At 56.7% G+C, this 10,748-nt stretch carries 4 protein-coding genes; all 4 read right to left on the reverse strand.

The annotated features are described in order from the left end of the window. Positions 1-52 precede the first annotated feature (52 nt). A complete protein-coding gene (locus tag QP381_RS06570; RefSeq protein WP_285068106.1) occupies positions 53-1,648 on the reverse strand; it encodes a SpaH/EbpB family LPXTG-anchored major pilin in 1,596 nt (531 codons plus the stop codon). 219 nt (positions 1,649-1,867) lie between these two features. Then, positions 1,868-9,217 (reverse strand): hypothetical protein, encoded by a 7,350-nt coding sequence (locus QP381_RS06575; protein ID WP_285068107.1) that lies wholly within the window; start codon positions 9,215-9,217, stop codon positions 1,868-1,870. Between the two features lie 1,005 nt (positions 9,218-10,222). Continuing rightward, positions 10,223-10,450, reverse strand: coding sequence for a hypothetical protein (locus QP381_RS06580; RefSeq protein WP_285068108.1), 228 nt, complete (start codon positions 10,448-10,450; stop codon positions 10,223-10,225). After that, positions 10,420-10,748: hypothetical protein (locus QP381_RS06585; protein ID WP_285068109.1), on the reverse strand; the 329-nt coding region annotated here is incomplete at its 5' end. The genes QP381_RS06585 and QP381_RS06580, both read right to left, overlap by 31 nt.

Below are 10,748 nucleotides of genomic sequence, written 5' to 3' on the forward strand. Positions count from 1 at the left end.
CTGACCGTTTGGCCAGCCCCCCACTGTTCAACGGCTATCTACCGCTGCGTTGTTAGGCGTCTTCACGACGACGCGAACGCAGGTGCATTGCGGTACCGCCAGCTACCAGGCCAGCGCCCAGCAGAGCGAAGATGCCAACACCGATGGCGCCGGTGCGAGGCAGGTTGAACCACTTGCCAGAGTCCTTGGTCCGGATGTTGGTGATACCGGTCTCGAAGATGTTGCTACCAGCAGTAACAGTGACCGCAGTCACCTTGTTGGAGAGGATGTAGCCCGACGGAGCCTTCTTCTCAACCACATAGAATTCCTGGCCTACCTTGGCTTTGTAAGCCTCAGTCTTGCCGTCAGTGCCGGTGGTCTTGGTGCTGTACTCAGCAGCAACTCCTGCACAGTTCGACCGATCGTCGGTCTTAACGCAGTTTTCGGCGTCAGCCTTCTGGGCGAAGGCGATGAACTCTGCGCCCGAAAGTGCAGCATTATCGGTGGCGTCGGTCTTCTTGATCTGGAAATCGCCGAACTTGATGGTCGGGTCTGTAGGGTTAGGGTTGTTCGGATCGGGATCGCCCGGGTTCGGGACAACCGGGTCGGAGGGGTTCTCGCCCTCACCGTTGCCGGGAATGAAACCGAACTTGTTGATTACGACAACGTTACCGGCATTATCTTTCTTCGCACCAGACAGATCGTCCTTGAGCTTCAGGTTGAAGACAGCGGTTACCTGAACGTTGGTGCCAGCTGCAGCGTTAGCGGCAGTGGCAATCTTGGTGAGGCCGGCGTCGGTGAAGGTCACCTGGACACGGGTACGCGTACCAGCGGTGTAACCAGCACCAGCCGGGTCAGCTGTGACAGAAACCTTGTAATCATCGTTGAGAGTCAGCTTGGTGTCACCGGCCTTGACCTCGCCCACCATGTCCGCAGTAGGAGTTTCGAAAGCGTCGACCTGGACGTCATCGAAGATGGCGAAGTTCTTAATATCGGCCTTGGTCAGATCCTTGGCGCCCTGTTCGGTGCCCTTGGACTTGTTCAGCTTGGCGGTAACGGTGTAGCTGGTATTAGCTCCCGCGCCAACAATGCTACCCGACGGGTTGCTCTTGGAGACGTTGCCGGACTCGTTGACGTTCTTCGGGTTAACGGTTACGTCGTAGTTGTAGGTCAGGTTGGTCGAATCGGTGCCGGTGATTTCCGGGATGGTCATGTAGAACTTCTTGACATCCACGGTGTGGCCAGCAGGGATCGTGGTCTCCTCGACCTGGTAGAGGCCTACCGGAAGATCAGCAAACTTAACCTTACCATCATCACCGGTTTTTTTCTCAGCCTGAGCCGTGCCCAGAGTTACGGTGGCAGTACCGGCATTCATCGCATTAATGTTTTTAGCGATGTTTTCCCAGCCGGCGTAGGTAGTGGTATTCACGTCATCATTGCCGATTTTGGTGACCTGAGTGACGGTGAAGCCAGCGCCTTCAACCGGCTTGTTATTGTTCTTGTCATCTGTCTTGACGATCTCGATCGAGCCCTTGTCCGGTGCTCCGTCTGCCCAAGGGGCAGTGGCAGCGGGCGCAGCGTTCGCTGCTCCGCCAGCGCCCAGTCCGCCGACTAGCGTCAGCGCGAAAGCTGCTGCTAGCAACTTGCGGAATGACTTTTTCTTAGCCATTTTCTTTCCTTTCAATGTCATTTTTGACATCGGTTGATGTCCATGCTGCCCGAAGTTTCGGGCCAGGCATCTTCCGATGCCCCCTACTATGTCCAGGATTCGAATTGCTGGTTATCTCGTCCCAACTTGTGCGTGTCGGATCTCTCCAGCAGGCACAAGATGAGTTATTTGGCTTTCCAGCGATCGGCCAGTTTCAGCTGTCCTACCGGCGGACCCCATTTAAGCCCTGGACTCTCCACGCCTAGTCCGATACAGGTAGCCACCCCCTGCCAAAGCAACTATCAACAGCGCCGCGTAACCCGCGACGTAGTTGAGGCTAAACACGCCCGTCTTGGGCAGTACAGCCTCGACAACATGAACCGTGATCGGCTTACGCACCCAGTTGACACCCTCAATGGGCGTGCCGTCGCCACTCACCGTGCCGTCGGCATTCAGTGTGAAGCCCTCGCCCACCGCGTAGACGTAACACTTGTACGTGCCAACCTGGGCGTCGTTTGCGTTGCCGTCAATCTTCGCGACAGTACGCGCCTTGTAGCCGTCCAGGCCGATCTGGTCGGCGTTAGGCGTTTCGACGCCGAACTTGGTGTCGCTGATCCCCACCGAAGGCTGGCCGTTTTGATCGGAAGGTAGGGCGTCAACGGAGCCGTCAGAGGCCTGGGACGGGGCGCAAAGCGTCTGAACGTTGATCTTCGAGGGATTCCCGTGAGAGAAAGCCTCAACGTTCATCGGCCTGAACATCGGCGATCCCTTAACGATCGTCTCCTCGTCGGGCATAACGTTCAGCTCCAACGCCTGCTTGATGTTAAGCAGGAACGTGCGCTCGCCAAGCCAGTTCTCGTCGACATGAGTGGTCTCGTTCAGCGACTTGTTCGGGCTGAACTGCGTGGTGTTGCGATCTGTGTTGCCGGTGGCGTCGGTGAAGTTCACGTGGCACATGTATGTCCCCGCCGACTTACCCTCCGTGCCGACAGTCAGTTGCCACGGGTCGTTAACCACGTCGGTTGCTGGCTCGAACACGCCGCTGTCGTTGAGCCTGCCCTGCTGGCCGGTCAAGGTCAGCGTCTGGCCACCGACATCCTCAGTGTATTCGATGCCATTGTGAAAAACCTTCCTGGCTTTACTGGCAGTTCCGCCGTCGCCCACAACGGGCGCGCAGAATGTGGCGCTAGTCAGGTCAGTGTCCGTCGCGCTATGGCCGGTTATCGCAACCGGGTAGCTGCCCTTGCGGTCGTTGTCGGCGACATAGACGTTGTTAATAACTGTGTCGTCAGCAACCTTGCCGTTCTCGCCAAGGTAAACCTCTTGATCGTTTATCCCGTCGATAAGCGGAGGCGTGGCGTCCTCAACCTTCACCGTCACCGGTAGCTTGGCGACCTTCACCACGGTGCCGTCCTGGTAGGTCCAGCGAGCAACCATCTTGTATTCGCCGACGTTATTCAGCTGACCCTTGAACACGACGTCGGTTAGGTTGCCGCGGGCGTCGCGCACTTCCTCTAGCGAGAGCACCGGATATTTATTCTGCTCGGCTGCATCAGGCAGCGTCTCGTATTCCAGCGTGAACCCGCTGCCCTTCTTCATGTTGGCCGTGACGCCATTCATGCCAAACAGGGAGTACGACTTGTGCCCGTCTTTCGAGTTGATCGGCTTGCCAACGTAGTTGGTCTCGGTCTCCAACAAGGTGCCTGCTTCACCGGTTATTGTCTGCGCAGTAAGAACGGTCTCGTTATTGGCGACCGTCATGTTGTACCTGGCGGTGACAGTTGCGGTCTGGCCGTCATTGTTGCGGACGGTCAACTCGACGTCAACCCAGGTTTTTTGTTCTTTAGTCGGCGTGCCGATGAAGTAGTAGCCGTACTTCTTACACGGCTCGCCTTCGCCACCTGGGATCTCGCATCTAGTGCCGAAACTGACGCCTTCGGGCAGCTGAGCAGGGTTCACCACTCTCATGGAGTCGAGCTTCTGGTCGGTGCCATCGGAGTTCTTGCCCAGGGTGTATTCAAGCGGGCCCCACTTCACCGGGTTGTTTACCGTGCCGTAGAAATCGGCAGGTTTAAGCGTCGGCTTTGCGGCGGGCTCGGCCAGTACCTCAATGTTCATGATGAACGAGATCTCTTCGTGCTCGCCATGGTCGGACGAGTTGGTGCTGGTCGCCGTCACCTTGTACTGGTAGACGCCCAGCGTGGCATCACCCGCGACCGTGCCGTCCAGCTTGATAATGCGCTTATTGCACGTCGCCGGATCGCCAGTGGCAAAAGCACCGCCATCATCGGTTAGACACTTGCCGTTGTTAGCTTCACCGAGGTTCACGCCTTTAGGACGGTTGTCGCCCATCGGCTCGAACTTCTTGATCTGGTATGCCGCCTCGCCAGCCTTAGGCCCAGCCAAGAACTTCAGGTCGAAGTTATCTCCGCGATGCACACGATAGGTGTCACCCTGCTTCCAGACGGTGGTGCCCGAAGCAGGCTGCTCCCCATCCATAGCCGGTGAGAAAGCGCCTTCGCCGGTCCAGGCTGTAATGACGGGATCTTTCAGGTCGACGTCAGGAAGAACCTCGATGCGCCAAGGCTCGGGAAGCGTTATGCGACTATTGGGAGTGCCAAAGGCGAATTGCGGCTCGTCAATGACGTCGACCTGCAGGTCGTGGATGCCGAGCGGAGCGCCGTAGCGCAGGCGACCCGTGGGCTTATTAGCCGCGCTATGCGGATTGAAGTTGGCGGGTTTGCCGTTCCATTCGTCAGGTAGCGATTCCTCAAGATTCTTGTCGTAATTCTGGGCCTCGAAGCCTGCTCTACCACGAGTGTTTCGGTACTTATCCATGAAACTGCCCTTGGAATAGATCGGCACGCCGTCCTCGGCGTCTGTGGAGATCACACAGCCGACGCGTTCGCTGGGCAGGTTATTGTTATCGCCGTTGTACATAACCGTGACGATGTCGAGGCCAAGCTCACGCCAGAGCTTTTCCTGCTCGTATTTCGGAATGAACTTTAACTTCTGGTTGTTGTAGCCATTAGAAATGGTGCCAGCATAGTTGGTTCCGTTGTGGTAACGGAATATGTACTTGCAGAAGCTGCCTTTTGCATTCCAGTCGACAAGACTATCCGTCTTAAATACCTTATTTTGGGCGTCCCACGTCCAATCGGAGGTGTCCCACTGCTTCGAGGCCCAGCCGCCACCTTCGGTCTTGTCAGTGGATTTCGTGTTGAAGTCCTTGGTGTTGTACTGTCCGACAATCCAACGCCCGTCAAAGCCGACCGGCTCGCCCCAGTGGAACTGGTGCGGACGCGGGTTCGACCAGTTCTCGTTGTAGAACCTGCGGGCGTTGTAGGGAACCAACACAGCCTGTTTGGTCTGGGCCTTGGGTAAAGCACGCTCAGAGTTAACGCCCTTGTGGATCACCTCGTTGCCGTTTGAATCCAGCACGGGGTTGCCGTTCTTGTCCAGCACCTTCGTTTCGGACATCCACTCGCGACTGAGGTAGTCGCCGGCCTTCTGGGTCTGGTAGTCGAAGGTGAGCACCTGAACACCGACGTTCAGCTCGGACTTGTTTGGAGGAGTAACACAACCATCAGGTGTATTGAGTTTGCCGGTGATCTGGTCTACAGGAATACTGCCGTCATCATTCCTTTGCATCTTGGGGCTGCACAGGACGATGTCTTTGTTCGGCATCTTCTCGCCACCGGGACGAACCAGGAAGTAGCCGGGATCCTTGTTTGTACCGACCTCGTTTTCCCAACGTTTCTTATCACCTTGTAAGCCTCCCCAGACAGTCTTATTACTCCACCAGGTGCGGGAGTCGTCTGACCCGCCACCTGGCTGGTTTCCCCAGACAAGTGTCGGCCAACGCTCGCCCGTGTTTCCGGAGACAGCATCGTAGTATTTGCCGTTGCCACGCACGCGCCAAACTATGTCATTAAAACCATCGACTGGCTTGCCGGTGACTTTGTTGTAGAACTGCCATGCACCGTAGTCAATGTTCGAGCTACCACCGGCAGCCGATGAAAAGTCTCCCTTGGTTTGGACGCTGTTCTTCAACTTGCCGTCACTGTTCCACACGATCAACTGGCCGGAACTCTGGCTACCGCCCTTAGTACGATCACTTAATACGCTGCCGGGCTGGTAGTCTTTGCCGTCGCGCACCTCCACGCGAATCGGGCCGTTACGGTAAGCCTCTTTAGTGCCCGCAACAGCATTTTCCGTAGCAAGGGCACCACTGTTAAGGCTGCGGCGATACGGGGTCAGATAGACCGGCGTACCGTACGGGGCACCGTAGAGCTGCTGGCAAGAACCCTCGCCGGTGCCCTCCAAGCAAGGAATGTGGCAAAACGAGCTGTTATTCTTGTCTTGATCTCGATTCGCTTCACCATTAGTGTTCAGTTCGCCGACGGTCGGGTTCTCCACGCAGTTTGTTTCGAAGTCGGCTTCGGTAAGCGATTTTCCGGCATCTGCCGTTTCGGCATCGGTGCCTTTTTTGTTGTATCCGTTCTTATAGAAACCACCGTATTTAATGCGATTGAACTGAGTGTAGGTGTCGGGATCCGGTATTATCTCCGTCGCGTAATCGGCATTTTGCTTTGGCGTGTAGCCCAGGTGAATCTCGGTATAGGGCAGGACAATCTCCGGCTGATCCCACTCCCAGCCGTCACCCAGCGCCGACCCGCCGGTGGTTTCACACTGTTTCTGGGAAAGCACCCTCATCGAGTCGGTGTCTAGCTTCGTGTCACCCCGCGCCAGCGTCAACGCGCCGCGCCCGGTGTTCGCCTCGTTAGCGCGGATACCGTCCAGCTCTGCCTCAGTGAAAGTCACCTGCTGTGAGCAAATGCCGTCACCATCGCAAGACGCCGTGATCTGCTTGGAGATCTCGGTGCCGTCGCCGTTGGGCTTAAACGTGAGCGTGTAACTGGTGCCCTTGTGCAGGCCCTTTAGAGTCACGGAAACATCGCCGGCGGTCTTGCCGTCTTCGCCACACGGCTTGCTGACCGCATCGATGAACGGCTCAAGAACCGTGAACGGACGCTGATCGACGACCTCATCGCGCGGGATGGTCATGCCCTTGAGCGGGTAGTTAGTGCCTACGTCTATCGGCTTAGTAACATCAAAATCCTGCTTAGCTTTAGTGTGCACCAACCGCATCAGATAATTGCCCGCAGCAAGGTCGACCGGCACATTCCACTCGCCCATTGACTTGTGGGCGAACTGGTCTTCAATGACTTCAACTACGCCGTTGGCATTCTTCTTGGTGTCGGGGCGAATCTGCGAATCGACCTCGCGGCAGGTTGGCTTGCCTTCAGTCAGCTTCAGTTTGCCGTCGGCATCTGCATCGCACAGCTCGACGCGGTGCGTGCCCTCATCGGCGTCACGCGACTCGCCCAAATCGAGATAGCTGGTGTACACCTTCTGGCCAGGCAGTGCGGTGTAGCTGGCTTCGCCCTCCTGAGACTTGCCGTAAGCGTCGTCGCGGGCCTGCCGCGCTTTATCGTTCTCGGCGGCCTCGTCAGAACCCTTAGTTATATTGCCCGTGTAGGTGAAAACCTTGGAATCGGTGACCCGCAGTGGCGCGATATTGATGACGTCGTACTCAGTCTGGCCCTTTGAATTGCCCAAAGCATCCTTCTGCGGCTCGCGCTTGGAGACCAGCGCCATCTGGTAATCGCCGGTCGGGAATCCCTCCGGCACTTGCATCTTCATCAGGCCATTATTTTTGGTAGCCACATCCTCGGAGGTGACCCAACCCTCTTCGTTGGCGAAATACCAAGACCCTCGCTCTGAAGCAATGGAATCCCAGGAGGAACCACGCGGCACGGCGACCAAACGGTAGCTGAAGCCAGGCATCGGCACCCTGATATTCGCCCAGATAGTCTTAGCGTCTTTGCTCTCCTGCTCATCAATGGTGCTCTCGTTTGCCAGCACCGACTCGGTGGAGTGCCGCGAATAATCCACCTCGGGCAGGGTTGGGATCAGACCCAGATCGAGACCAGTTCCAGCCAACTGGTAGTTATTCTGACCCACAGCCTGCGCAACCTCCCAAACCAGGAGGTCGGGCAGACAGTAGCCTGTGCGGAACTCACAGGCGCCATCGACTGAAGAAACACCAGTGCCAAACGGGGCGCCTGCGTTACCATAAGCTGGGCGGATCGTGCCATACCAGCCATTGGCACCAACCGCGGCGAAACCTTCGGGCAAACCACTGCCCGAAGAACTTGCCTTCAGGATGCGGCTCTTATTTTCAGGCTTCAGCAGCTCGTTATAAAGCCCTTCCGACTTGGCTTTTTCGGTGCCAGCATCCTCAGCCTGCGGGCGACGATCCTTGTTAATCAATGCCTTGATATCGGCCTCTGCCTCTTCATAGTTCGCTGGCGGCTCGATGGTCACCATGAACTTGGCAGGCGAAGCACCCGCCGAAATCGGGCGGTTATGAACTTCGGATACATCGTCCCAGCCGATGCAGAACGCGCCGTCCATATCGGTGTAGTCGTAGCGGGTCTGCAAAATGTCCGTCGGCTTGCCGAGGCCGTCCTGGGCATAAGAAGAAACCACAACTCGCACGCCAGGCACAGCCGGGTCTTTAGCTGCAGTTCGGTCTCTCTTGCCCGGCGCGCTATCCCAGCGGTCAAATCTGAACGTGCGGTCGGCATAAACGTGGCCGCACAGGAAAAGGTTAGTGTTAACGTTTCTGGTATCTGGCGCAATGTGACGCGACGAAGGCACCCACTGGTTCTTCGGCAGGTGCTTGCCCTTCTTGTCGTACTCGTTGCCCAGCGGGTCGGCGGGAGCCTGACGGCTGGCAGGGTGGCCGTTCACATCATCCTTGTTCCAAGCGTCGTTCTCGTCTGCGGCGGTCTTCGTTTTGGGACGGAAAGCCATGTTGAAGTTCGAGATCGAACCATGAATGTAGTTTGTGGTTCCCAACCATGACAAGGTTAGCGTGTCAACGACGTTGAAGCGGCCACCGCCGTTGAGGCGCTTGGGGGTGAAATCTGCAAGCGGGCCACCAGGGTTGTAGTTGGACTCATCAACCCAGACCCGAACCCGGTCGAAGCGCTCGATACGTACGCGCGGGTTCTCTGCATCGGCAGGCAAGTTATACGCTTCGCGCAGCGCTGGACGGAAGTTGAAAGTGTAGTCACCATCCGCGTTGGTGGTGGCCTCGAACGGCACCGGGTTGTTGAACTCGTCGCGAGACATAATCACCGTGCCGTCAGACTTAATCAGCATGGCCTTCATCTTGACGCCTGCGATCGGCCAGTCCTGCGGGTCGAGACGCGTGGAAGCGTTGTAGATCTCGGGGTTGTGGCGGTGGTCATCGTAAACCTTGCCCCTAATCGTGCCGGGTTGCCCGCCCTCTAAGCCATCGTTGCCCAGGGATCGCGGTGCCGCGATCGCCTCAGCAGGTGTAAGTGTTATCAGCAGCAGGCAGCAAAGAAGGGCTGCTAAAAGCCCGCTCCCCCTCATGCGGAAGATCCCCTCCTTAGGTCGAGCTGCCCTCAAACGCATCCCAAACGCCCCTTCTTTGTTGCTTAGAACGGTTCCATAGTAAAGGTACTCTTCCAAAGAGAAGTTCGCAAACCCCATTTGCGAACACCGATAACTCTATTGAGCCGGTGAAAAATCAAATTTTCACAGAGGCTCTTCCCAAAAAACCGGGGTTAATACCCAAAACTTCAAATTCAGTGAAAGATGTTTCACTTCCCTAGCGATGGTCGCTAGTGCCTGCAAAATTATTGAAGGATTATTAGCAATTCGCGAATTCACGGTAACTCGAGATGCTGAGAGCACACAGCGACAATCGCCTTCGACGCCAGCTTGGGAACAGCGTAAGCCGTCATTCGACGACGAGCGCTTTCCAAGCCTTAGCGCGCCTTAGAGTGCGCTAGAGATTCGCGGTGCAATAACCCCCTCCTATCGCCCGCAAAACCAGCTTGCCCACTAGGGCACAATCACGCACCCTTAGTCACAAGGGGCGGCAGCCCCGCTCAAAGGAGGGCAAGCGATGGACTCACACGCAAACGAATATGGCTTCAGCCTCAACGTCCCAGTCAGACCAACTCCAACACCCGCAAAACCACGCCAACACAACAAAAAGCCCCCGCCAAACCAACAGGTTTTGTCGTTTAAGCCTAAAACTGTATTCGGGCTATTCGACGAAAGAAAGACCCCGGAACACTTGTTTCCGAGGTCTCTACTTCACATTTATCCCCTGTTTCAGCAGGTGGCTATCTCATATCCTATCTTCAATTGGATATAACTGACTACCAGATATGACCCTGCTCAATAGGTGCGACAAGCGTTCGTCTACTCCCACTCAAGTCACAAATGCAAATCCCTGTCCCTACCTGGTTCTATATGGTTCCACCTTGTCCATGTCGTGCTGCCTCGTCCGAATCATTTCCGAATCAGGGGCTGATTCGGAGGGGCGGGGAATGGTTGCGTTTTGCGCTGGAATCGGCCTGTTTTGGCGCAACTACTCCCCGTTTCGCGAGAGGGAATTGTTGCGGGTGGCTTGCAAAGCCACCGATTCGGGCGAATCAACAGGGCAGGGCGGGTTGCTCTTCATCCCATCGCATTGACGAATCGCCACTACCCCTTCTCCCCTTCCGCGAGGGCGAAGCAGACGATCCCACTGTCGACCTCATGGAAACCGATAGGCAGCTGGTCGCCTTCGTGAACGCCGAAATCCTGGTTGGGCTCGTTGAGCAGGTTTGCCAGAATCAATCCGTCTTCGGCAAGGGCCTCCAGCCTCATCCAGACCATTTCGGGCTGCAGGTCCCTCTCGCTCAGCAGCATCGCCTGAATGTCGTCGGCCATTCCTTTGCCCTGAATTGGTCGAGGAACGTGATATTGCGCAGGTCTGAGTACTTTTCGACCTCTTCCTCGTGTAGCTCCCGCGTAATTGTCAGAGCGTCTGCGTAGGTGGCCATCTCGCCGGTGACGACCTCCGCCGCCGGTTTGTCCATGACCGCCCCCGCTTCTATGCGGATGAGCGTCCCGTCCAGCGCATCGGAGGTCTCGATCTCCCCGGATTCGGTAAGCCGCGCATCTTCCTGGCGTTCGAGCTGCTCTACTGGACGGGCATCCGCGAGGGCGAGATGCTGGCGCTCACGCC

It is taken from the genome of Pauljensenia sp. UMB6358 (genome assembly GCF_030216865.1).
In the GTDB taxonomy this organism is placed as follows: domain Bacteria; phylum Actinomycetota; class Actinomycetes; order Actinomycetales; family Actinomycetaceae; genus Pauljensenia; species Pauljensenia turicensis_A.